The following is a 21,508-nucleotide window of genomic DNA, read 5'->3' on the forward strand; positions in this document are numbered from 1 at the left end:
CGGGTCTGGAGGTGACGACTTGGCCGAATCCCCTCGGCACCGCATGCTGCCCGCCTTCGCCGCGACCGCAGCCCTCCCCGTCTCCCGCTCTTTCCCCCACCGCGCACGTCGAGAGGCTTCCCCCCATGCCCAGGGTCGACCACGATTTCAGCGTCCTGTCCCAGGGCTTCGCCGCGGACCCCTGCCGCTCCTTCGCACAGTTGAGGGACCAGGCTCCGGTGCACTACGAGCCGGAGATCGACAGCTACTTCCTCTCCCGCCACCAGGACGTGAAGCGGGTGCTGACCGACCACGAGGCGTTCACCACCAAGACCCTGCGGTGCGCGCCGAGCCGGTGGTGCGGGGGCCGGTCCTCGCGCAGATGACCGGGGCCGAGCACACCGCCAAGCGGAAGATCGTCGTCCGATGTTTCACAGGCCAGGCCCTCCAGGACCGGCTGCGCGCCATTCACGCCAACGCCGTCGAACTCATGGCACCTTTCCTTCCTCGGGGCCGCGTGGACCTGGTCAACGACTTCGGCAAGCCCTTCGCCGTCCACGTGACGCTCGACGTCCTCGGTCTGGACAGAAAGGACTGGCAGCAGGTGGCCGCCTGGCACAGCGGGGTCGCCGAGTTCATCACGAGCCCGGCGCTCACCCCCGAGCGCCGACGGCACTGCATGGAATGTGCCGAGCAGCTGGAGGCCTACCTCGTCCCCGTCATCGAACAGCGGCGCCGCCGTCCCGGCGAAGACCTGATATCTCAGCTGTGCACCGCCGAATTCGACGGCGTCGCCATGAGCAATCGCGACGTCACCGCACTGATCATCAACGTTCTGGCTGCCTCCACGGAGCCCGCGGACAAGACCCTCGCCCTGCTCTTCAAGCATCTGATCGACCACCCCGAGCAGCTGGCACAGGTCCGCCAGGACCCGAACCTGCTGCCTGCGGCGATCGCCGAGACCCTGCGCTTCACGCCACCGGTCCAGCTCATCCCCCGCCAGGCGGAGAAGGACACCGTGTTCGCCGGCACCACTGTCCCGGCAGGTGCCACCGTCTTCTGCATGATCGGCGCGGCCAACCGCGACCCCGGCGCCTTCACCTCCCCGGACACCTTCGACATCCACCGCCCGTACCTGGGCGCCGCCCGCTCCTTCACCGCAGCCGCCCGGCACCTGTCCTTCGGTACGGGACTCCACCAGTGCGTCGGCGCGGCCTTCGCTCGCGCCGAGACAGAAACCGTCGCGGCGATGCTCCTGCCTCGGCTCGACCAGGTCCGCTACAGCCCCGGCTTCCGGTACCGGGAGACCGGCCTGTACACCCGGGGCCCTGTCGCCCTGCCACTGGACTTCACCCCTGTCCACGGCCTCGGCTGACGGCCGCTTGGCCGCCCGCGGCCTCGCCGCGCACCTGCGGTGCTCACCCGCCGGCACGCGGCGCCCCTCCGTTACGATCTCCAACGGAGCAGCGGCCGTTGAGGCGGAATCGACCGTCCGGGATGCCGGATCCGCCACCTGCCGAGGTGTGTGCGCCGCACGGCCTCGGCCACTCGGAGCCGGGTGGTGCACTCATTGGGTGCTGGAACAAGGGGGTAGGGAGCCGCCGTGGTGTCCGTCGGGGAGAGACTGAGCAGAGCGCGCGTACGGGCCTTCATCGGCCGGGACGAGGAACTCGACTGCTTCCGCGAGGCTTTGGCCGGTGATCCGCAGGCGCCGTTCGCGTTCTACGTGTGCGGGCCGGGCGGCATCGGGAAGTCGACGCTGCTGCGGCGCCTGGCGGACCACGCGCGCGCGGCGGGCCGGCAGCTCGTCGAACTCGACGGCCGGTTCGTCAACCGGGACCCGGCCGATTTCGAGCGCGCCGCCGGTCCCTTCCTCGATGTTCCGGGCACGGTCCTGTTCGTGGACTCCTTCGAGCACTGTCAGTGGCTGGAGAGCTGGCTGTGGCACCACTTCCTGCCCCGGGCCGCAGACGACACCCTGGTCGTCCTGGCCGGACGGCGCGCTCCGCAGCCGCAGTGGACCGCCGACCCCGCCTGGTCCCGGCTCCTCCACGTCACCGAGCTGGAGCCCTTCGCGGAGGAACAGGCCCGGCGCCTGCTGGTCGCGGCGGGGATCCGGCCCGAACTACGGGACCGGGTGCTCCGCTTCGCCGGCGGCAACCCGCTGGCCCTGTCCCTCGCGGCCGCGGCAGGATCGGCGGGCTGCAGCCGGGAGGAGATCTGGACCCCGTCGGCGGACGTCCTGCGCACCCTGCTGGCGGGGTTGATAGGCGAGGTGCCCACGGCGGCCCACCGCCGGGCCCTGGAGGTGGCGGCGCAGGCCCACTCGACGTCCGAGGAACTGCTCGCCGCCGTGCTGCCCGAGGAGGACACCCACCTGCTCTTCTCCTGGCTGAGGGACCTGCCCTTCATGGAGTCCACGCATCGCGGGCTCCACCCGCACGACGCCGCGCGCGAGACGCTCGCTGCCGACCTGCGCTGGCGCGCTCCCAACGCCTTCGAGACGATGCGCCGGCGCCTGTCGGACGAATACCTGCGCATCCTGCGCGAGGCTCCCGAGGACCGGGTGTGGACGGTCACCGACGAGCTCTTCTACCTCTTCCGGGAGGGCGAGACGCTGGCCAGACTGCGCACCTGGTCCCGCGAGGACGAAGTGCACGACCGTCCCCTGCACCCGGATGACATCGATGTCGTGCTGCGCATGACCGAAGAGACCGAGGGCGCCGCCTCCGCGGAACTGGTCCGCTACTGGGCGCAGCGCCAGCCCCAGGCCTTCAGCGTCTACCGCCTCGTGAACACGGGCCGGATCGTGGCGTTCACGGCCCGGCTGGCCCTGTCGGCCCCTCCCGACCCCCAGGACCTGGCCACCGACCCCGTCGTCGCCGCCGCATGGCAGTACACCGACACCACCGCGCCGGTGAACCCCGGCGAGCACATCGGCGTCAGCCGCTTCTCCATCTACCCGGAGCGGTACCAGGTCCCCTCGCGTGTCATCGACCTCAGCAGCTCCCGGGCCCAGGCCGAGGCCGCCCGTGCCCGCGGCCGCGCCTACGGATTCGCCGTCTACCAGGACGCCGAGACCTGGTCCGAGCGGGTCAAGGGGACCCTCGTCGACATCGGGGCGCGCCCTCGCGTCGGTGCCCACACCTACGGGGTGTTCGGCATCGACTGGCGACAGGTACCCGTCGAGTCGTGGCTCCTGCGCTTCATATCGGCCGCCGACGACGCGCCCGCCCCGTCAGGGCCGTCGCCCTTCTCGCGCAACGAGTTCGACCAGGCCGTACGCGAAGCGCTGGCGCACTGGCGCGATACGGGCGCCTTCGCCGCCTGCGCCCTGCTGCGCACCCGTCTCGCGGCCGACCTCGAAGAGCCTGTCGGTGAGCTTCGTGCCCTGCTGCGCCAGGCGGTCGACGACCTCGCCCATGACCCGCGCGGAGTGCGCGCCCGCGAGGCCCTGGCGGCGGGCTACTTCTCCGGTGCTCCCACCCAGGAAGGCGCCGCCCGCCGCCTCGGTCTTCCGTACGGCACCTACCGCCGGCACCTGCGCCAGGGCCTGGACCTGCTCTGCGCGGCCTTGTGGCAGCAGGAGCTGCACGGTCCGCGATAGCCCCTGTGGACGCCCGACTGCGGGGCCGGGTGGACAGGTGCGGACAGCAGTGGGCAGTGCCCGGCTCCGTGGGGCCTGGATAGTGGACAGCGTCTGCGGCAAATCTGTGCGCCATGAACGTTGTACGCGCACAGACAGACGGGCCGGCACACCGGGCCGCACGGCCGGGAGCGGTGCTCGCGGCGCTCGCCGCGGCCCAGTTCACCGTCATGCTGGCCACCTCGATCGTCAACGTGGCGCTCCCGCAGATCCGCGCCGGAGTCGGCCTCTCGGACGGCGCAACCACCTGGGTGGTCAACGCCTACGGCCTGGCGTTCGGGGCACTGCTCCTGGCGGGCGGACGGGTCGCCGACCTCCTCGGCCGCCGTCGGGTGCTGGCCGCCGGGCTCGCCCTGTTCGCGCTGGCTTCGCTGGCGTCGGGGCTGGCCACCTCGTCCGGCGGGCTGATCGCGGCCCGTGCCGTTCAGGGCGTCGGCGCCGCCGCCATCGCCCCGGCCTCGCTCGCCCTGGCGTTGGGCCGGTTCCCGTCCGGCCCCGGGCGCGGGAGGGCACTGGGGGTGTGGGGCGCGGTCTCCGGTGCGGGAGGAGCGGCCGGTGTCCTGTTGGGCGGTGCGCTCACCCAGGCATGGGGCTGGCCGTGGATCTTCCACTCGGTCGCGCTCGGAGCGGTGCTGGTGCTCGCCGCCGTCGTGGCACTCGTACCGGAGGCGGCAGGGCAACGGGCGGGGCGGTTCGACCTGCTGGGCACCGCCACGGTCACCCTCGCCCTGACCTGCCTGGTCTGGGGCCTGACCACGGCACGGGGTACCGGATGGACGGACGCCGGGGTGCTGGGCGCGCTCGGCGCCGGCGCCGCGCTGCTCGCAGCCTTCGTCGTGATCGAGCTCCGCCGGCCGAACGCGCTGGTGCCGCCGCGGCTGTTCGCCACCGGCCGGGTCGCGGCGGGGAACCTGCTGATGGCACTGCTGGGGTCCGTATGGATCGCCCTGTTCTTCTTCCTTCCGCTCTACCAGCAGCAGGTCCTCGGATCGGGCCCCCTGGCCACCGGAGCGGGACAACTCCCCTTCGCCGCAGCCAACATGCTCGGAGCCGCTCTCGCCCCGCGCGTCTCCCGGCGCATCGGAGCCCCCGCCACCGTGGTCACGGCCCTGCTCACCGAGGCCGCCGGACTGCTGTGGCTGTCACGCATCAGCGCCGACGGCAGCTACGTCGGCGACGTCCTCGGCCCGAGCATCCTGGTCGGCCTGGGCCTCAGTGTCGCCTTCGTCCAGCTCACCGCGCTCGCCGTGGAGGGCGTCCCGCAGGAGGACGCGGGCCTGGCCGGCGGGCTGGTGAACACCACCCGACAGGTCGGCGGCGCGATCGGCCTGGCCGCGCTGACCACCCTGGCCGGCTCCGTCACCGCCCGCGCAGCCGGCCGTACGCCCCATCTGGAAGCCCTCACCGCCGGCTACCGGACCGCCTTCACGGTCTCGGCCGCGGTCTTGGCCGCGACAGCGGTCCTCGCCCTGCTGCTCACCCGCCGCGCCGGCGCCCGTACCGCAGCCGCCTCCCCCCACCCGGCCGCCGGCCCGCGAGCCTCCCGGTCTCCCGCCCGTGGCTGAACCCATGGATCGGCCGCACCACCCGTCCATACCGTCCATACCGTCCAGACAGGAAGCACAACCATGGTCACCATCGACGAAACCGCTCCCGCCATCGTCCGCCTGAGCACCGTGATCGACGCCCCCCTCGCGACGGTGTGGGGGCTGCACACCGACATCGACGCCTGGCCCACCTGGAACACGGACATCGACCAGGCCCGGCTCGACGGCCCGCTGGCGCTCGGCAGCTCCTTCAGCTGGCGAACCCACGGCATGGAGATCACCTCCACCGTGCACGAGTTGATCCCCGGACAGCGGATCGTCTGGGGCGGCCCCTCTGCAGGCATCACCGGCATACACGTGTGGACGTTCGAGCAGAACGGCGACCATGTCACCGTCCGCACCGAGGAGTCCTGGAGCGGCGCCCCGGTCGAGGCCGCGGCCGAGGAACTCGGCAAGGCCCTCCACGACTCCCTGGAGAACTGGCTCGCGCATCTCAAGTCCCGCTGTGAACAGTCCGTCTGAACAACCATCACACCGAACGAAAGAAGTTCCTGCCATGACTGCCGCAAAGCCGTACCTGACCGGCCACTACGCCCCCCTTGTCGAGGAGGTCACCGCCACCGAACTCACCGTGGAGGGCTCGCTGCCCCCCGAGCTGACCGGCCGGCTGCTCCGCAACGGGCACAACCCGAAGCCCGGAGTCACTCCCACCCACTGGTTCAAGGGCAGCGGCATGGTCCACGGCATCCGGCTGCGTACCGGCCGCGCCGAGTGGTACCGCAACCGCTGGGTGCACACCCCCGCCCTCGACGGCGCTCCCTACATGACCGAGCACGGGCCCGACCTGACCGCCAGCCCCGCCGGCACGCACATCATCGAACACGCCGGACGCCTGCTGGCCCTGTGCGAGTCGAACCTTCCCTTCGAACTCACCCCGGAGCTGGAAACGGTCGCCGCCCACGACTTCAACGGCAGGCTGCGCAGCGCGATGACCGCACATCCCAAGGAGGACCCGGCCACCGGAGAGCTCCACTTCTTCGGGTCCTCGCCGTTCCCGCCGTTCCTGACCTACTACGTCTCCGACGCCAAGGGCGAAATCATCCACAGCAGCGAGGTTCCCGGAGCCACCGCCTCGCTCAAGCACGACTTCGCCGTCACCCGCCGCCACGTGGTCTTCATCGAGGGCAACGTCACCTTCGACCCCACCGAACACTCCGGCATCCCGTACGGCTGGAACGACCGGCAGCCCGCCCGCATCGGTGTCATGCCGCGCGGAAGTGACGGCTCCGCGCACATCCGCTGGTTCTCCATCGAGCCGGGCAACCTGCTGCACGTCTCCAACGCCTACGAGGACGGCCAGGGCCGCATCGTCCTGGAAGGCCCCACCGTGGACCGCGAGGGCTTCCGGCTCTCCTGGAACTGGTGGGTCGGCGCACCCGGGCGCGGGAGCGAGCCCGCGTCCCGCTCCTACACCCGCCGCTGGGTCGTCGACATGGCCGACGCTACCGTCGGCGAGCAGATCATCGACGATCTGCCGGTGGAGTTCCCGACCCTCAACGAGGACTTCCTGGGCACCGAGAACCGCTACCAGTACGCCATCTCCTTCCCCGACGAGAAGGGCTTCGGCGGCTACGGGGTCGTCAAGTACGACCGCACCACCGGCGCCCGCCGCATCCATCAGGTCGGCGACGCCCGCCTGCCCAGCGAGGCCGTGTTCGTCCCCGCCGCCGAGGGCACGTGCGAGGACGACGGCTATCTGCTCACCGTCGTCTCCGACCTCAAGCAGAACGCCTCCCAGCTGCTGGTCCTCGACGCCTCCGGCCTCGAACGGGTCGCCACCGTGCACCTGCCCCACCGGGTGCCCGCCGGAGTCCACGGCTCCTGGATCCCCGACAGCGCCCTGGAAGCCGCCGCGGGCTGAGAGGGAGTACGCAGTCGGCGCCGGCTGGCCGGCCGAGGAGCGGGCGCACCGCCAGGGCGCCCGCTCCTCAACGACGGGGCGGGCGGTTGTGCAATCGAGCGGCTGCGCCTGGCGATGCATGTCAACCTGCCGGGTTTCGCCGACGACACGACCAAGAAGTGTGACCTCGTGCCGTGGACCCTCGCGGAGCGGGACGGTCCGGGGCGGGCGTGAGCGTGCAGGTCCCGGAAGCGACCGTGATCGTGCCGCGGCCGTCGGGGGTGAGTGTGGTGGCTGCCGGCCCCGTACTCGCCCGGCCCGTCTCGGTGGCGAAGGCGGGCCGGCCCGGGCGGTTCCCGGGGCGGGGTTCGTGGCCCGGGAAGTCTCAGGGACGGGCTGCTCGGTCCGGCGCAGGCCGGGTGATCGTGGGGCGTACGGATCCCGGGGGCCGCGGGACGGCGTGGGACGGCCCGGGACGGCCCGGGACGCCCTGCGCCTGCCCGCAGGCTGGACGAGCCGTCAACGAAAGGAGCCACCTTCATCATGGGATCGCTTCGCCCCAGAGCCCTCACCGCGGTCGTTCTCGCCGCGGCCGCCACCGGCGCCCTGCTGACCTCGGCCACCGCCGCTCACGCGGACGACTCCGCCTACAAGATCTGCAAGGACACGCACGGCACGCGTCTGTCCCCGGGCGGGTACACCGTCCCGAGGTACAACTACTCCCTCGGTGACGTCGACGCCTGCGTCGTCGGTCTCCAGGAGCTCGTCGCGGGCTACGGCCTCACGTCCTGGGAGCAGAGCGGCGGGGTCTTCACCGACGGCAAGTTCGGCCCCCGCACGGAGTCGGCCGTCCGCCGGTTCCAGAGCAGCCACAACCTCGACCCGGACGGGATCGTCGGCCCGAGGACCTGGGAACGGCTCGTGACCGGCTGACGTCGGCCACCACCCGGCGCCGGGTCCTCCGGCGCCCGACCGTCCGGCACACGCTCGTACGGCACGCCTGTGTGCCGCGTGCCCGCGCCGTCCATCCATTTACCCCTTCGTCAGGAGACCTTTCACCATGTCGACGTTCCGTCGCACGCGTCCCCTCACCGTCTTCGCCCTGGCCGCGGCTGCCGCGGGCAGCCTGCTCGTCTCCGCCCCCGCCGCGCAGGCGGGGGACCACCTCGACGCCTGCCTGTCGAGCGTGGGCACACGCACCTCTCCGAACGGCTGGAAGATCCCCGCACGGAACTTCGCGCAGGGCTCTTCGGGCCCCTGCGTGAGGGAGATCCAGTTTGATATCGGTTCGACCATCGGCCTCGACCCGGCCGACGCCGACAACTTCATCGACGGCCGGTTCGGCCCGAACACCGAGCGGTACGTGCGCGAGTTCCAGCGCCAGTCGCACCTCGACGACGACGGGATCGTCGGCCCCAAGACCTGGGAATCGCTGGTCTCCCGTACCAAGGACTGAGCGGCGTGATCAAGCTGATACCGGGCACCCGTGGTGCCCGTACGGCCGCCGTCCTCGCAAGCGCGGCGGCACTGGTCGGCGCTCTGGGCGCAACGCCCGCGAGGGTCCGGGCCGGAGTGCTCGGTGTGACGATGCTCCTGGCCGCCGGACTCGCCGCCCCTCAGGCGTCGGCCGACAGCGGCTATCTGACGTCCTGCACCGACCAGGTCGGCGTACGCACCGCCTCCAACGGGTGGTACGTCCCCGCCGTGAACCTGGCCCGGGGATCGAAGGGCGAATGCGTCAGGCTGCTCCAGTGGGCCTTGGTCCGCACCGCCTTCGTGACCGGCTCGGACGCACCGACGTTCGTCGACGGTGACTTCGGGCCCAAGACCGAGGCCGCCGTCTTGCGGTTCCAGTCGGCGTACCGGGAGCAGACGGGCGGCCCGGACGGCATCGTCGGGGTGAAGACCTGGGGATTCCTGCTCCCGGCAGCCCAGGGCTGACGGTTTGCGGACACGCCGGGCCGGCCGACTCCTGTCGGCCGGCCCGAACCGCTGCCCGGACGACATCGGCCCGGGGACGTACACCCACGGGCCAAGGGCGGCCGCATGCCCCGACGGGGGCGGGGCGCGCCGCCCCGTGACGGCAGGTCAGCGTGCCCCGCTCGCCACGGCGTTGTCAGTGGTGGCGGATAGCGTCGGGGGTATTGGAAGGGCCGATTCCCGACAGGAGTGGACGATGACCGAGAACCGTGTGGAGCCCGCGCTCAGGGTGGTGCTGACCGACGTCAACGAGCGTGTGGTGGAGGCGTGGCGGGCGGCGTTCGCCGATACTCCCGGGATCGATATCCTCCGGGGATCGATCCTCGACGAGAACGTCGACGCCTGGGTCACCCCCACCAACTCCCGGGGCCGGATGGACGGCGGAGTCGACGCCGTCATCAAGCGGCACCTCGGAGCCGGCATCCAGCTTCGCGTGCAGCGGGCGATCCGCGACCGGTTCGCCGGGACCCTCCCGGTGGGCAGTGCCGTCTGCGTCCCGTCGGGGGCGACCGTCCCGCGGTACCTGATATCCACGCCGACCATGGTGGAGTCCTCGCAGAACGTGAGTGAGACGCTGAACGTGGCCCTCGCGTGCGCCGCCGCATTCCAGGCCGTCCACCGGCAGAACCGTCGGGTGCCGGGCAGCATCCGCTCGGTGGCGCTGGTCGGGATGGGGGCGCAGACCGGACGGGTACCGGCCGGGGTCTGCGCCAACCTGATGTGGACCGGTCACACCCTCTTCCACGACCACTGGTTCGAGGACGACGACGAGCTGCGCGCAACCATCACCGCGCAGCTCGGCGGCATCGAGAGCGCGCCGGTCGCGAAGCGGGTGCGCATCGTGCCGCCGAAAGGGCATTCCTTTCGCCGCTGACCCCGTCCACCCCGCCGGTCAGCCCGCAAGCCACCCCGCCGGCCACCTCCATCCCTCAGGTACGACAACCGGGAGCCCTTCCGCCATGAGCGACGCCACCACTACCGTCACTGCGGGCCAGCCCGACGCGAACGACCCGCTCGGCCTCACCGAACTCTTCGAGGGCGGTGGAGAACCCTGGCTTCCGCTCCTGAAGCCCGTCATCGAGGCGCAGCCGGACGTTGCCCGGTTCATCGGCCAGAACCGCTCCCCGGAGGTCGTCCCGGTCCGTGAGCTGACCTTCCAAGCGCTCAAGCCCAACCCTCCGCACAAGTGGAAGGTCGTCGCCTTCGGCCAGAACCCGTACCCGCGGCCGGAGAGCGCCACCGGCATAGCCATGTTCGACAACACCTTCAACGACTGGAAGGACAGCCAGTTCGGCAGGGTCGTCAGCATCCGCTGCATCATCAAGGCAGCCGCGATGTGGAAGTACGGCATCGTCAAGAAGACCCCCATCGCCGACGTCCGCGCCCTGTTGAAGGAGCGGGACACGGTCCAGCCGCCGGAGTGGTTCCAGGCGATGCTCACGCAGGGCGTGCTGCTGCTGAACGCCTCGCTCACCGCCAGCAGCGACGGGTCGATGCAGGCCGATCGGCACGCCGCGTTCTGGCGGCCTGTCGCGGAGCGGATCGTCGAGGAGATCCTCAGGGCCAAGCAGGATGCCGACGAGGAGGACCGCGGCGTCGTGTTCGCCTGGTGGGGAGCGCATGCCCGCAACCTGAAGAAGGTCGTGCTGCGGCTCCAGGAGAAGTATCCGGACGTCGAGGTCCGGCACATCGACCACGCGAACCCCGCGGCCCAGGGCGACATGTTCTGCGAGGGCGACCACTTCGCCACGGTGAACGATGCCCTCGCGTCGCTGGGTGCCGAGGAGATCGACTGGCTGCCGAGCAAGGGGTGGAACGAGGCAGCGGCGGGGGCCGGAGGTGCGGACGGCGATGTCGCGGCACGTATGGGGGCCTTCATCACGTCGACCATGGAACTGCATCAGCTGTACCTGGAGCGGCTCGCAGGCGTCAAGGACGAGGGGCTCGTCCTCCCGGCGATCACCGGTGTGTTCGACACCCCGCTGATGGACTTCCAGGACGCCGTCGCCCCGGTCGCCGAGGTGCTGTCCGGACTCGCCCGGCACATCGACCTGTCCCGCGAGTTCGGCAAGCGGCGGGCGGACGCGACGGCGGACGGTGTGTCCGCCGATGCGATCGCCGCGCTCTACCTCTACACCTGCGAGTCCGCCTTCTACCGCGAGATCAACGCCGTCCTCCGCTCCCCGGACCGGACCAAGGTCGTGCCCTACCTCCCGTACCTGCGACTGCTGTTCTCGGCGGTCTCGGGGCTGCCCGCCCACACCCGGCCGTTGTGGCGCGGTGTGTCGCTGGACCTGCGGGCGCAGTACCCGGTCGGGCGGACGGTGGCCTGGTGGGGCGTGTCCTCGTGCACCTCCGAGCTGAGCGTGGCGCGGTCCTTCCTGGGGAGCCGCGGCAAGCGGACGCTCTTCGAGGTCACGCCGGCGCGGGCAGTGGGAATCCGCAGCTACTCCGCCTTCACCGGGGAGGAGGAGTACATCCTCGCGCCGGGTACCCAGCTCAAGGTGACGGATGTGAAGACCGAGCGCGGCGGGCTGTCCACGGTCAAGCTGGTGGAAGTGGAGGGCGCTTCCCTCGTTTCGTGAACCCGTGAACCCGTGAACCCGCGGGCTGCGGGCTGCGGTTGGCGTCCCCGTACCAGCGGGGACGCCTGCCGAACGGGTCCCGGCGGACCCGTTCGGCTCAGGCAACGCTCCGGGTTATCCGAACTGGCCGGGCTGGTAGTCGCCGGCGGGCGTCTGGAGCATGACGTTCCCGCGGTTGAAGGCGTTGATGATGGTGATGACGCCCACCAGGGCGCCGAGCTGGTCCTCGTCGTAGTGCTTGGCGGCGTTCTCCCAGACTTCGTCCGGGACGCCGCCGGCCGCATCGGCGATGCGCGTGGCCTGTTCCGCCAGCTCCAGCGCGGCACGCTCGGCATCGGTGAACACCGTGGCCTCGCGCCAGGCCGCGACCAGGTTGAGGCGCTCCGCGGACTCTCCGGCGTGTACGGCGTCCTTGAAGTGCATGTCGGTGCAGAAGCCGCAGCCGTTGATCTGGCTGGCCCGGAGCTTGACCAGCTCCTGCGTCGAAGCCGGCAGGGTCGAGCCCTCCAGCACCTTGCCCGCGGCGATGATGTGCTTGAACACCTTGCCCAGGACCGGGTTGGTGAAGGGGTTGAGGCGTGCTTCCATGATGGGCTCCAGTGCCGTTGTCCGGTGCTTGCACCTCTATGACGGGACAGCTCGCCGAGATGTGACACGGAGGCCTGTGACGTGCGTCTCCCCTGTCGTGCCGCGGCAGCAGAATCCTGTCCACATGGTGCGGCGCGGACGGCACGAATCCCGTTGACCCCGGCCTCCTCGCTCTCGGCACCAGCCGATCGGCCCCTCGGAACGTGTCGCCACCCCCGCCAGCGGTCACGGCGTGGAACCGTCTGCGCATGACCGAAGGCTCTACACCCCACATCTCCCCGGCGCGGATCACCGTACGGGGCGTTCAACCCGGCAAGCCTCCCTTCCGCATCGTGGAGGTCGACGGACAGTTCGTCGGCAGGGCGAAGTCGATGACGGACGTGCTGTTGATCGCCGCGGAGGCGGGAATCCAGATCCACGACCTCGACGACCTGGACGTGGTCCGGTGGGTCGGAGGCGGCAAGTTCACCTGGACTCCGCACTAGCCACCCGGGCCGGGCACGAGGTTCGCGGCTGTGCCGATCGGGCGGGCGTTCCGGCACGAGGGGCGTGGCGATCATTTCCGCGCGGGCAGCCGGTCATCATGGGGAGAGGAAGGAGATCCACCATGCCGGCACAAGGATCCGCGCAGCAACCGACGACCGAGCTCGACGCGCGCTACAGCTCCGCGCTCAATCCCCGACCGGGTGCCGAGGACGTCACGGCCACCGATTGGGCCGGGGCCCGGAGACAGCTGGAGACCGCCGAGATCTTCTGGTTGTCGACGGTACGGCCGGACGGCCGGCTGCACGTCACGCCCGTGATCGCCGCCTGGCACGACGGGGTGCTGTACTTCTCGACCGGCGTGGGGGAACAGAAGGCCAGGAACCTCGCTCATGACGGTCACTGTGCGCTGACCACCGGTGGAAACTCGCTCACCGAAGGGCTCGACCTCGTGGTGGAGGGCACGGCCGAGCGGGTTGCCGATCCGGCGGTGCTGGAGGAGGTGATCGCGGCGTACGAGGCGAAGTACGGGGCCCACATCACCTCGTCCGAGGGCACCTTCCACGGAATCGGGGACGCGTTCCGGAACGGGGACGTGGTGGTGTACGCGGTGGCCCCGGCCACCGCGTACGGCTTTGGTCGCGACGACGGGGTCTACACCCATACGCGGTGGGTGTTCTGAGCGACGAGGCCCTGCGACGGCGTCAGACCTCCAGGTCACGCCTGCCGTCCCGCGTCGTCACCAGCCGCACGGTCGTGACCGCCCGCGGCGAGCAGGCTGCCCGTGAGACCGGCCAGAGCGCCGATCAGGGTTCCCGCGAGCGCGGCGAAGACGGCTCCCCGCTTCGTTGCGTGCTCCCTGTGCCGGGTTCGGCCTCAGGCGGCGACGGCCTTGGCCCGGTCCGCGGCGATGTTCAGGGCGAGTCCCGCGAGGACCGTGCCCATGGCGTAGCGCTGGATCCTCAGCCAGCCGGGGCGGCGGGCGAGGAAGGCGGCGATGGTGCCCGCGCTCATCGCGATGAGGGCGTTGCCGGTGACGGCTATGGCGATCTGGGTCAGGCCCAGCAGGAGGCTCTGCTCCGCGACGTGGCCGCGGTCCGGGACGACGAACTGCGGCAGCAGTGAGATGTACATGATGGCGATCTTCGGGTTGAGCAGGCAGGTCAGGAAGCCCATGGTGACGAGCTTGCGAGGGGGGTCCGGCGGCAGCTCCTGCGGTGAGAAGACGGCGGTACCGCCCGGTTTGACGGCCTGCCAGGCGAGCCAGAGCAGGTAGGCCGCGCCGGTGAGCTTGATCGCGGTGTAGAGGAGCGGCACGACGGCGAACACCGTGGCGATGCCCGCCGTCACGGCGGTGAGGTAGACGAGGAAGCCGAGGGCGACGCCGATCAGTGACAGCAGCCCCGCGCGGCGCCCCTGCGTGATGGACCGGGAGACCAGATAGAGCATGTTCGGTCCGGGCGTGAGCACCATGCCGGTCGCCACGGCGGCGATCCCGAGCATGCCCGGCAGGTTGACGGCGGAGGTGAGTGCGTGCATGCGACGAGGCTATGGGCGAATCTTGGTCGGTGCAATAATGACTTTGCACTCGGTGCAATGAGGAGGAATGTTCCGATGGACGACTACCGTGTGATTGCCGACGAGATCGCGGCGTCCATCGCCGACGGGCGGATGCGTCCGGGCGAGCAACTGCCGACGCAGCGTGCCTTCGCCCGTCGCCACGGCATCGCCGGATCCACGGCGAGCCGGGTCTACCGCGAGCTGGTCCGGCGCGGGCTCGTCGTGGGCGAGGTCGGCCGCGGCACCTTCGTACGGGCCGGCCGCGGCGCGCCCGGCACGGGCGTCGCGCTCGCCGAGCCCGCCGGCGCTCCGGTCGACCTGGAGCTCAACTATCCCCTCGTCCCGGAGCAGTCCGCCCTGCTCGCCACCGGACTCGCGCCCATGCTGCGGGCGGACGCGCTGGACGCCGCACTGCGACCGGTCGGTGCGGCGGGAACGGCCGTCGCCCGGGAGGCCTTTGCCGCGCTCGCTTCCGGGCCCGGCACCGGCACCGGGCCCGGGCCGGATGCCTCCGATGAGGGCGCGGCCTGCCACGGTCCGGCCTGGCGCGCTTCCGCCGACGACATGCTCTTCGCCGCCAACGGCCGCCAGGCCATCGCTGCCGCCCTGACCGCGCTCGTGTCGCCCGGACAGCGCCTGGGGGTCGAGGCGCTCACGTACCCCGTGGTCAAGGCGCTCGCACAGCGCCTCGGCATCACGCTCGTACCGCTGCCGACGGACGAATCCGGTCTGCTCCCGGACGCCCTCGCGGCCGTCCACCGGACCACCCCCCTTCGGGCGCTCTACCTGCAGCCGCGTATGCACAACCCCCTCGGCGCCACCCTCGCGCCGGAGCGCCGCGACGCGCTGGCCGCCGCACTGCACCGCCTCGGCCTCCCGGTCGTCGAGGACGCGGTCTGGTCCTTCCTGCGGCCCGGGATCCCGCCACTGGCAGCGCTCGCGCCGGAGCGGACCATCCTCGTCGACAGCCTGTCCAAGCGCGTGGCTCCCGGCCTGACCACCGGATGTGCCGTCGTACCCGCCCCGTTCCGCGCCTCCATGACGGCCGCACTGCGCTCCGGCGGCTGGACGCCGAGCGGTTTCGCCCTCGAAGCCGCGGTGCGCTGGATCGCCGACGGCACCGTCACGACGGTCGAGGCCGCCAAGCGCGCCGACGCGACGGAACGCCAACAGCTCGCCCGCCGGGTCCTCGCGGGTCAGACGCTGCGGTCCGACCCGCGCTCGTACTACGTCTGGTGGGAGCTCCCGCCGGCTTGGCGCGCGGAGACGTTCGTCGCCGCCGCCGCGCGCCAGGGCATCGCCGTCACCCCCGCCGCCGCGTTCGCCGTCGACAACCGCACCACCCCGTCCGCGGTCCGGGTCGGCCTCGCCTCACCGCCGCTACCCGTCCTGGCCGGAGCGCTCGAAACCCTTGCCCAGATGGCCCGCAGCACACCGGAGGACCTGCTGGACTGACCTAAGGACTGTCCCGGGAGCAGTCCGCCAGCGACAGCAGCAAGTGCGCGGACTCGGGGCGCAGATGGTCGGAGTGCGCGCCCGCCGGGTTCAGGCGTCTGCCCCGTACGTAGAAGGCCGAGGCGTCGACGCTGACGAAACGGTGGTCGAGGGCCTCGAAGGGATAGCGTTCGGCGGTAGGGAGCAGGCGGATCCGGGACGGTTCCAGCGGGATCGGAGCCATCCCGCTGTGGCCGATCCCCCGCTCGCCTTCCGCACGCAGATGCCAGAAGCCGGTCGCCCGGTCGTGGCGGGAGTACGTCGTCACGACCGGGCCCCGCAGCGGGGCCCCGTCGTGCGCGCCGGCGGCATCCGGCAGCAGGGAAGGGAAGAGGGTCCCGAAGGCGTCCCGGGGTGCGGCCATCTGGAACAGCAGCATGCTGTCGGCGGTGAACGGGCGGGACGGCAGCGCCTCGGCCACGTTCCAGCTCAGCGTGTCGCCGAGCGAGGCCTCCGCCGCCCACTGCACCGCCTCGCACAGGAAGCGGCAGCCGAAGGAGTGGCCCACCAAGTGCAGGTACTGGCCTTCGCGGTTGGCCAGGACGGGAGCCCCGGCCGGATCGGGGCGCTCCGCGTCAAGGTAGCCGAGCAGCCGTCCCAGCACGTGGGCGGCGTGTCCGGTGCCGCCCCGGGCCCCCATCGCGTGGGCGCGTTCGCGGATCAGCTCGTAGCCGGTCCGGCCGGTCCGGCTGGAGGAGGGCCAGCGCACCACCACCGTCCAGGGGCGGAAGCCGGTTTCCGCGAGGCTCGGGTAGCGGTGCGGGGACGCGGTGAAGGCGCGCTCCGCCAGGTCCCTCAGCCGGTCGGCCGCGCGGGCGGCCGAGCGTGGCGGGGTCTGCCAGCCGTGGACGTAGACCATGATGTCGGTGGCCCAGGCGGGCGGTGCGAGCCGCTCGGCGAAGTACGTCCGGAGATGGTGCTCGGCGACCGGCTCGCCGGTGTCCTGGTCCAGCAGCCAGCCGCGCTCGTCGAGGTCGACGGCCGGGACCGCGGCGGCGTCCGGCCCCGCGGAGGCATGCTTGCGGCGGAGGGTCATGCGTGCTCCGTTCTGCCGGCCGGACGGCTGCCGGCCGCGTGGCTCTCGGCTTGACGCCCCGGCTCGGCCACCCGGTACGCCTCGGCGAGGCGGATCCGTGTGTCCATGCCGCAGTGCAGGGCGTAGGCGAAGCCGAGCGGGTTGCGGTACTCGGCGGTGAAGTGGCGGGCCAGCTGCCAGACGATCCGGCCCGCGGTGTCCTGCGGGCCGCCGCGCAGGAAGCGGCGTACGAATTCCCGGGCGTACTCGGCGGCGAACGCCTGCGGCATGTCGATCTGCGGTCCGAGCACGCCCTGTGCGCCGTACCGGATCAGTACCCGGCCGAGGAACGAGCGGTCGGCGTCGGCGGCGGCGTTGCCCGCCTGGCAGGCGTTGAGCAGCACGAAGGGATGGAAGGTCCCGGTGATGTGGTGGTCGGCCCGGACCTCGATCACGGTCTGCCCGTCGAAAGGGATCTCGTCGCCCAGCCGGATGACCAGTTGGGGAGCCTCCGCGCCGTTCGCCTCGAAGCCGCCGTGGCCCCAGAAGTACATCAGCTGCTCGTCGATGTCGGGCTTGCCGAGGTCGCGCACGAGGTCGTCGTACGTGGTGCGGACCTCGCAGCGGGTGCCCTCGGCCAGTGCGGCGGCGACGGCGGGAGCGCAGGTCTTGGGGCCGACCGTGGGGTTGTGGTTCAGGCTCACGGATATCGGGCCCGGGGTGGCGGGCTGTGGCAGCCGCAACCACTGGTAGGCGTCGCCGGTGTGCTCGATCTGGTGGCGGTGTCCGAGGAAGAGCGCGAAGAGCGCGTCCAGTTCGCCGACCCCGGTGCCGGGCGCGGTGGGCGTGTGGGCGAGGTGATGCGGTTTCAGACACAGCATGGGCCACGGCAGATGCAGGTCCTGGGAGTCGAAGCGGATCCGCAGCCCCTCGCCCGCCAGCATCATCGCGAGATAGCCGCGGAACATCTCGACGCGCTCGTCGTTCCCGCCGAACAGCACGTCGAAGAGCAGCGAGGCGCCGGCGCCGGCGAGCTTGGACATGGCCCCGACGAGTTCGGACTCCGGTTCGTGGCGCAGATCGGCTGCCGTCGCGTACGGACGGCGCCGGTCGGCCTGCGGCCGGCCCGCGGCGTCCTTGGGCTGGTGGTCGACGAAGACCTGGTTCCAGCGGCGGCACAACCGGGCGGCGGAGGAGCGGACGTCCGCCGGGCGCGCGGACAGCACGACCTTGTGCTCGCCGCCGCGCAGGGTGGGCAGTGCGGGGCCGGACATCCGGGCCTGGATGCGACCGCCGTCGAGGACGTCGAAGCTGATGCGGAGATCGGGCTCGGCGGTCTCCAGGTGGGGTAGCCGCCGGTAGCCGTCGCTGGGGTCCTGGACCACCCGTACGGGCAAGGGTGTGGGCATCGGTTCACCGCCGCCTGCGTCGTTCGGGCGCCGGTACGAGCGCCTCGGCGTCCTGCGCGGCCCCGGTCACGGTCAGCTCGGTCTCCACCTGTTGCAGGGCGGTTCCGCTGGCGTGTTCGTACAGCGTGAACCTGATGATGTGGCGGCCGGCGCGGCGCGCGAGGAGTGTGAACTCCACGTCGTGGACGTGGTCGTACAGGACCCGGGCCGGTTCGACGGCGGCGGCTCCGAGCGCGGTCGCCACCACTTCCAGGGTGGGGCGACGGCGGGAATCGGAGACCGCCCAGGGGTGCCCGGGATCGGCGTGCAGGCGCAGGGCGATACGGATGGGCCGGTCGACACCGGGGGCCTCGTCGTCGAGCAGGGTCAGCCCGACCCGGCAGCCGGGCGCCCCCGGGCAGGCCTCGCCCGGCTCGCCGCCGCGCTCGGCAGTCTGCCCGACCATGGCCTGCCAGTACGCGAGGTCGGCGCGGGTGGCGAGCGTGTCGGGGTGGTCGGGGCCCAGGACCCTCATGCGGTCGTGGAGGACCTGCTCGTACGCGACCGCCGCACCCGCGGAGTCGCCGGCCTGCCCGCGCCACCACGCGAGGTCGGCGCAGGTGGCCAGCGTGTCGGGGTGGTCCGGTCCGAGGGCTCTGAGGCGGTCGTCGAGGACCTGCTCGTACGCGGCCGCGGCACCCGCGGAGTCGCCGGCCTGCCCGCGCCACCAGGCGAGGTCGTGCCGGCCCGCGAGGGTGGCCGGGTGGTCCGGGCCCAGCACGCCGCGCATGAGGTCGAGGAGTTCCTCGTACGCGGCGGCCGCGCCGGGGGCGTCGCCCGCCTCGCCGCGCCACTGGGCCAGGCTGTGCCGGGCGGTCAGGGTGGCGGGGTGGTCGGGGCCGAGTACCCGTACGAAGTCACCGAGCAGCTCGGCCGTGGTCGTGGCGGCCCCCGCGATGTCGCCTGCCTTGCCGCGCCACCAGGCCAGGTTGTGACGCGTGGTAAGGGTGGAGGGGTGGTCAGGGCCCAGCACGCGGATCAGGTCGCCGAGCAGGTCGGAGGTGGCGGAGACCGCTCCGGCCACATCGCCGGCGTGTCCCTGCCACCAGGCGAGTTCGGCGCGGGCGGTGAGGGTTTCGGGGCTGTCCGGCCCCAGGGTCTCCCGGAGTCTTTCCAGCACCTCCCGGTAGGCGTGCAGGGCGTTCTGGATCTGCCCTGACTCCCCCAGCCAGAAGGCCGTCCGGCTCCGGGCGACCAGGGTGTCGGGGTGGTCGGGGGCGAGGAACCGGCCCCCGGCCTCGGCGAGCCGGCGGAAGTGGTCGAGGGCGGCGGCGACCTGCCCGCTCGCCCCGAGGCTCTCGCCGGCCCGGAACAGGACCGGGTGGGCGCGGCCGCCGTCGAAGAGGGAGCTCAGCGCGTGGCGGGTGAGGGCGGAGACGTTGGCGCGCAGGGCCTGGGCGAGCGCACTGTCGCGGGCGACGGGCGGCCACACGGCGAGCAGCGCGTCGGCGGCCGCCACCGCGGCGGCGTCGCGCTCGTCGATGGTCAGGGAGTCGCGCGTGGTGCGCTGCACGGTCTCCAGGACGCGGACCGCCTGGTCGGGTTGGGCCGGGTCGTGGTCGATCAGGCTGAAGCGGTGCAGCGCCCGCAGGGCGAGGGCCGCCTCGTCTGCGGTCGGGGGGTCGGGTTCCTCTTGCCGCGGCGGTTCGGTGTTGCGCTGCGCGGCGAGGAACCACAGCGTCGGCAGGCCGGTCAGGACTGGTGCGGGGACGCCGTTCGGGTCGAGCAGCGACAGCAGCCGCAGCATGGGCCGGGCCAGTCCGAGCGGCCGCATCTGGTTGGCGCTTTCCACCGACAGCGACCAGGCGGCGGCCAGGGTGGTCGTCTGGTCGTCGGGCAGCATGCCCGGGGCGGGGGTGAGATCGGCGAGGCTGGTCGCCCGGTCGGCGAGCCGGCGGCGGTAGTACGCGCAGTCCACGCCGGCGTCGACGAGGTAGGCGGCTGCCTGGCTCAACGCCAGGGGCAGGTGGTCGAGTTCGGCCGCGAGCGCCCGTAACTCGGCGGTGTCCTCGTGACGCTCGTGCACGGCGAGCCGTTCGGTGAGGTAGGCGAGGGACTCCTCCTCGGTGAACAGTCCCACGGGCACGATCCTGTTGCCGCCGCCGTGCAGTGACGCGTCCCGGCGGCGCGTGGTGACCAGGGCCCGGCCCTGCTGGTGGTCCGGCGGCCAGAGCCCGCGCAGGTCCGCCGGATCCGCGACGTCGTCCAGTACGACCAGCCAGCGGCATCGCCCGACACCACCGGCGGGCTGGTTCGACAGCCAGGCCAGGAAGCGCTGGGCCGCGAGTTCGGCGTCCGGATCCTGGTCACCGAGGATCTCGGCCGCCGCGTGCGCGTACCCGGCGACGACGGCGGCGCGCGAGCCGGCGGTCACCCACACCAGCAGGTCCGCACCTCCCGCCGGAAGGACCCGGGCCGCGAGGTCGGCGGCGGCCTGTGTCTTGCCGACGCCGGCGGGGCCCACGAGGACGACGGTGCCGGAGGTCCCGGCGGCCGACTCCAGGGCGCCGACCGTGCTGGTGCGGCGGAAGGCGTCGGCCCTCCGGGGCAGCGGTCCGATCCGGTGCGGCCAGGCGGGCCGGGTGTGCCCGCGCGGTGTCGCGATGAAGACGTTGGAGACGTTGGAGACTTGTACGATCGCGGCGTCGCCGGTGATCGCGAAGGACGGCCCGGCGTCGTCCTGCTCTTCGCCGGACCGGGCCCTGGACGGGCCGGCGATGCGGTGGTGGTCGCCCACGATCACACCGCTGTGCACAACGCGGCCGGTGTTGACCACCGCCGGCTGATGTACCCGGGTACCGGATCCGAGGTCGTCGAGGAGCGCGCGCAGCTCGTTGACCGTGTGGGCCCGGTCGGCCGGATCCTGGTCCTCCAGCAGCAGTTCGAGGCGTGCCTGCCAGATGTGCCGGGCCTCTTCGACCTCCCGGTCCGCCGTGTCCAGGTGTACGGCCCTCAACGCGTCGGCCGTCTGATCCAGGCGTTCCAGTTCAAGGCGCTCGCGGTCGGTGTCCCGGCGCCCCAGCAGCTGGGCGACCCGGGCGCGAACTTGGATCCAGGTGTCCGATGTCGCGGCGGCGATCAGGGCACTGCTCGCCTGCGCCGCCAGATACGCCAACTCCGCACCAGGCACCAGTGCCCCCTGACCCCGCCTGATCCCGCTCTGCCCTGCCGCAGACCCTAGCGCCGCCCGGGCACTCCCGTACGCCGTTCGGCGCGATCCCGCGCGGCGGGGCGACGGGTGTGGGACGTGGTGATGTCGGCGCCGTTGCCGGGCCCGCCGCCG

Annotated in this window: 19 protein-coding genes; 14 read left to right on the forward strand and 5 right to left on the reverse strand. The window is 72.1% G+C overall.

Annotation, left to right across the window (positions count from 1 at the left end; genetic code table 11):
• Positions 1 to 125 precede the first annotated feature (125 nt).
• From ABTY04_RS21030 to ABTY04_RS21080, 11 genes are all read left to right on the forward strand, one after another.
• Positions 126 to 365, forward strand: coding sequence for a hypothetical protein (locus tag ABTY04_RS21030; protein ID WP_352214870.1), 240 nt, complete (start codon positions 126 to 128; stop codon positions 363 to 365).
• A complete protein-coding gene (locus ABTY04_RS21035; protein WP_352214871.1) occupies positions 320 to 1,354 on the forward strand; it encodes a cytochrome P450 in 1,035 nt (344 codons plus the stop codon). Before ABTY04_RS21030 ends, ABTY04_RS21035 begins: the two co-directional genes overlap by 46 nt.
• Positions 1,355 to 1,582: 228 nt before the next feature.
• Positions 1,583 to 3,586 carry a P-loop NTPase family protein gene (locus ABTY04_RS21040; protein ID WP_352214872.1) on the forward strand — a complete coding sequence of 668 codons (2,004 nt, stop codon included), beginning with the start codon at positions 1,583 to 1,585 and terminating at the stop codon, positions 3,584 to 3,586.
• A gap of 113 nt (positions 3,587 to 3,699) precedes the next feature.
• Entirely contained in the window at positions 3,700 to 5,190 is a 1,491-nt protein-coding gene (locus ABTY04_RS21045; protein WP_352214873.1) for an MFS transporter, read from the forward strand.
• Positions 5,191 to 5,253: 63 nt separating this feature from the next.
• Positions 5,254 to 5,694 carry an SRPBCC family protein gene (locus ABTY04_RS21050; protein ID WP_352214874.1) on the forward strand — a complete coding sequence of 147 codons (441 nt, stop codon included), beginning with the start codon at positions 5,254 to 5,256 and terminating at the stop codon, positions 5,692 to 5,694.
• A 34-nt stretch (positions 5,695 to 5,728) separates the two neighbouring features.
• On the forward strand, positions 5,729 to 7,093 hold the full coding sequence (locus tag ABTY04_RS21055) for a carotenoid oxygenase family protein (protein ID WP_352214875.1): 1,365 nt from the start codon (positions 5,729 to 5,731) through the stop codon (positions 7,091 to 7,093).
• 522 nt (positions 7,094 to 7,615) lie between these two features.
• Positions 7,616 to 8,005, forward strand: coding sequence for a peptidoglycan-binding domain-containing protein (locus ABTY04_RS21060; RefSeq protein WP_352214876.1), 390 nt, complete (start codon positions 7,616 to 7,618; stop codon positions 8,003 to 8,005).
• A 127-nt stretch (positions 8,006 to 8,132) separates the two neighbouring features.
• Positions 8,133 to 8,528, forward strand: a complete 396-nt coding sequence (locus tag ABTY04_RS21065) for a peptidoglycan-binding domain-containing protein (protein WP_352214877.1) — start codon at positions 8,133 to 8,135, stop codon at positions 8,526 to 8,528.
• Positions 8,529 to 8,533: 5 nt separating this feature from the next.
• Complete coding sequence (locus ABTY04_RS21070) at positions 8,534 to 9,013, forward strand: peptidoglycan-binding domain-containing protein (protein ID WP_352214878.1); 480 nt, start codon at positions 8,534 to 8,536, stop codon at positions 9,011 to 9,013.
• Between the two features lie 235 nt (positions 9,014 to 9,248).
• Positions 9,249 to 9,926: a macro domain-containing protein gene (locus ABTY04_RS21075; RefSeq protein WP_352214879.1), complete on the forward strand. Its 678-nt coding sequence runs from the start codon at positions 9,249 to 9,251 to the stop codon at positions 9,924 to 9,926.
• An 85-nt stretch (positions 9,927 to 10,011) separates the two neighbouring features.
• Positions 10,012 to 11,637: an ADP-ribosyltransferase domain-containing protein gene (locus tag ABTY04_RS21080; RefSeq protein WP_352214880.1), complete on the forward strand. Its 1,626-nt coding sequence runs from the start codon at positions 10,012 to 10,014 to the stop codon at positions 11,635 to 11,637.
• A gap of 114 nt (positions 11,638 to 11,751) precedes the next feature.
• Here the strand turns inward: ABTY04_RS21080 and ABTY04_RS21085 are convergent, their stop codons facing one another.
• Positions 11,752 to 12,225: a carboxymuconolactone decarboxylase family protein gene (locus ABTY04_RS21085; protein ID WP_352214881.1), complete on the reverse strand. Its 474-nt coding sequence runs from the start codon at positions 12,223 to 12,225 to the stop codon at positions 11,752 to 11,754.
• Positions 12,226 to 12,473: 248 nt separating this feature from the next.
• Here ABTY04_RS21085 and ABTY04_RS21090 point away from each other — a divergent pair, with 248 nt between their 5' ends.
• Complete coding sequence (locus ABTY04_RS21090; protein ID WP_352214882.1) at positions 12,474 to 12,710, forward strand: hypothetical protein; 237 nt, start codon at positions 12,474 to 12,476, stop codon at positions 12,708 to 12,710.
• Positions 12,711 to 12,832: 122 nt separating this feature from the next.
• Positions 12,833 to 13,390 carry a pyridoxamine 5'-phosphate oxidase family protein gene (locus ABTY04_RS21095; protein WP_352214883.1) on the forward strand — a complete coding sequence of 186 codons (558 nt, stop codon included), beginning with the start codon at positions 12,833 to 12,835 and terminating at the stop codon, positions 13,388 to 13,390.
• A gap of 194 nt (positions 13,391 to 13,584) precedes the next feature.
• Here the strand turns inward: ABTY04_RS21095 and ABTY04_RS21100 are convergent, their stop codons facing one another.
• Positions 13,585 to 14,247: a LysE family translocator gene (locus ABTY04_RS21100; RefSeq protein WP_352214884.1), complete on the reverse strand. Its 663-nt coding sequence runs from the start codon at positions 14,245 to 14,247 to the stop codon at positions 13,585 to 13,587.
• Positions 14,248 to 14,322: 75 nt separating this feature from the next.
• Between ABTY04_RS21100 and ABTY04_RS21105 the strand changes: the two genes are divergently transcribed.
• Positions 14,323 to 15,723 carry an aminotransferase-like domain-containing protein gene (locus tag ABTY04_RS21105; RefSeq protein ID WP_352214885.1) on the forward strand — a complete coding sequence of 467 codons (1,401 nt, stop codon included), beginning with the start codon at positions 14,323 to 14,325 and terminating at the stop codon, positions 15,721 to 15,723.
• A gap of 1 nt (position 15,724) precedes the next feature.
• On the opposite strand, the gene ABTY04_RS21110 is transcribed toward ABTY04_RS21105, so the two are convergent.
• From ABTY04_RS21110 to ABTY04_RS21120, 3 genes are read right to left on the reverse strand one after another with little or no spacing between them, the layout of a single operon-like run.
• Entirely contained in the window at positions 15,725 to 16,798 is a 1,074-nt protein-coding gene (locus ABTY04_RS21110; RefSeq protein ID WP_352214886.1) for a hypothetical protein, read from the reverse strand.
• Entirely contained in the window at positions 16,795 to 18,186 is a 1,392-nt protein-coding gene (locus ABTY04_RS21115) for a CHAT domain-containing protein (protein WP_352214887.1), read from the reverse strand. The genes ABTY04_RS21110 and ABTY04_RS21115 overlap by 4 nt, the downstream gene beginning before the upstream one ends.
• A 4-nt stretch (positions 18,187 to 18,190) precedes the next feature.
• Positions 18,191 to 21,355, reverse strand: coding sequence for a tetratricopeptide repeat protein (locus ABTY04_RS21120; RefSeq protein WP_352214888.1), 3,165 nt, complete (start codon positions 21,353 to 21,355; stop codon positions 18,191 to 18,193).
• Positions 21,356 to 21,508 lie beyond the last annotated feature (153 nt).

The sequence above is a fragment of the Streptomyces sp. NPDC097981 genome (assembly GCF_040302565.1).
Taxonomy (GTDB): Bacteria; Actinomycetota; Actinomycetes; order Streptomycetales; family Streptomycetaceae; genus Streptomyces.

What these genes read in the sequence shown, in the direction of transcription:
- ABTY04_RS21030 (WP_352214870.1), top strand. Translation starts at nt 126, where the DNA reads ATGCCCAGGGTCGACCACGATTTCAGCGTCCTGTCCCAGGGCTTCGCC.
- ABTY04_RS21045 (WP_352214873.1), top strand. Translation starts at nt 3,700, where the DNA reads ATGAACGTTGTACGCGCACAGACAGACGGGCCGGCACACCGGGCCGCA.
- ABTY04_RS21050 (WP_352214874.1), top strand. Translation starts at nt 5,254, where the DNA reads ATGGTCACCATCGACGAAACCGCTCCCGCCATCGTCCGCCTGAGCACC.
- ABTY04_RS21055 (WP_352214875.1), top strand. Translation starts at nt 5,729, where the DNA reads ATGACTGCCGCAAAGCCGTACCTGACCGGCCACTACGCCCCCCTTGTC.
- ABTY04_RS21060 (WP_352214876.1), top strand. Translation starts at nt 7,616, where the DNA reads ATGGGATCGCTTCGCCCCAGAGCCCTCACCGCGGTCGTTCTCGCCGCG.
- ABTY04_RS21065 (WP_352214877.1), top strand. Translation starts at nt 8,133, where the DNA reads ATGTCGACGTTCCGTCGCACGCGTCCCCTCACCGTCTTCGCCCTGGCC.
- ABTY04_RS21075 (WP_352214879.1), top strand. Translation starts at nt 9,249, where the DNA reads ATGACCGAGAACCGTGTGGAGCCCGCGCTCAGGGTGGTGCTGACCGAC.
- ABTY04_RS21080 (WP_352214880.1), top strand. Translation starts at nt 10,012, where the DNA reads ATGAGCGACGCCACCACTACCGTCACTGCGGGCCAGCCCGACGCGAAC.
- ABTY04_RS21085 (WP_352214881.1), bottom strand. Translation starts at nt 12,225, where the DNA reads ATGGAAGCACGCCTCAACCCCTTCACCAACCCGGTCCTGGGCAAGGTG.
- ABTY04_RS21090 (WP_352214882.1), top strand. Translation starts at nt 12,474, where the DNA reads ATGACCGAAGGCTCTACACCCCACATCTCCCCGGCGCGGATCACCGTA.
- ABTY04_RS21095 (WP_352214883.1), top strand. Translation starts at nt 12,833, where the DNA reads ATGCCGGCACAAGGATCCGCGCAGCAACCGACGACCGAGCTCGACGCG.
- ABTY04_RS21100 (WP_352214884.1), bottom strand. Translation starts at nt 14,247, where the DNA reads ATGCACGCACTCACCTCCGCCGTCAACCTGCCGGGCATGCTCGGGATC.
- ABTY04_RS21105 (WP_352214885.1), top strand. Translation starts at nt 14,323, where the DNA reads ATGGACGACTACCGTGTGATTGCCGACGAGATCGCGGCGTCCATCGCC.
- ABTY04_RS21110 (WP_352214886.1), bottom strand. Translation starts at nt 16,798, where the DNA reads ATGACCCTCCGCCGCAAGCATGCCTCCGCGGGGCCGGACGCCGCCGCG.
- ABTY04_RS21115 (WP_352214887.1), bottom strand. Translation starts at nt 18,186, where the DNA reads ATGCCCACACCCTTGCCCGTACGGGTGGTCCAGGACCCCAGCGACGGC.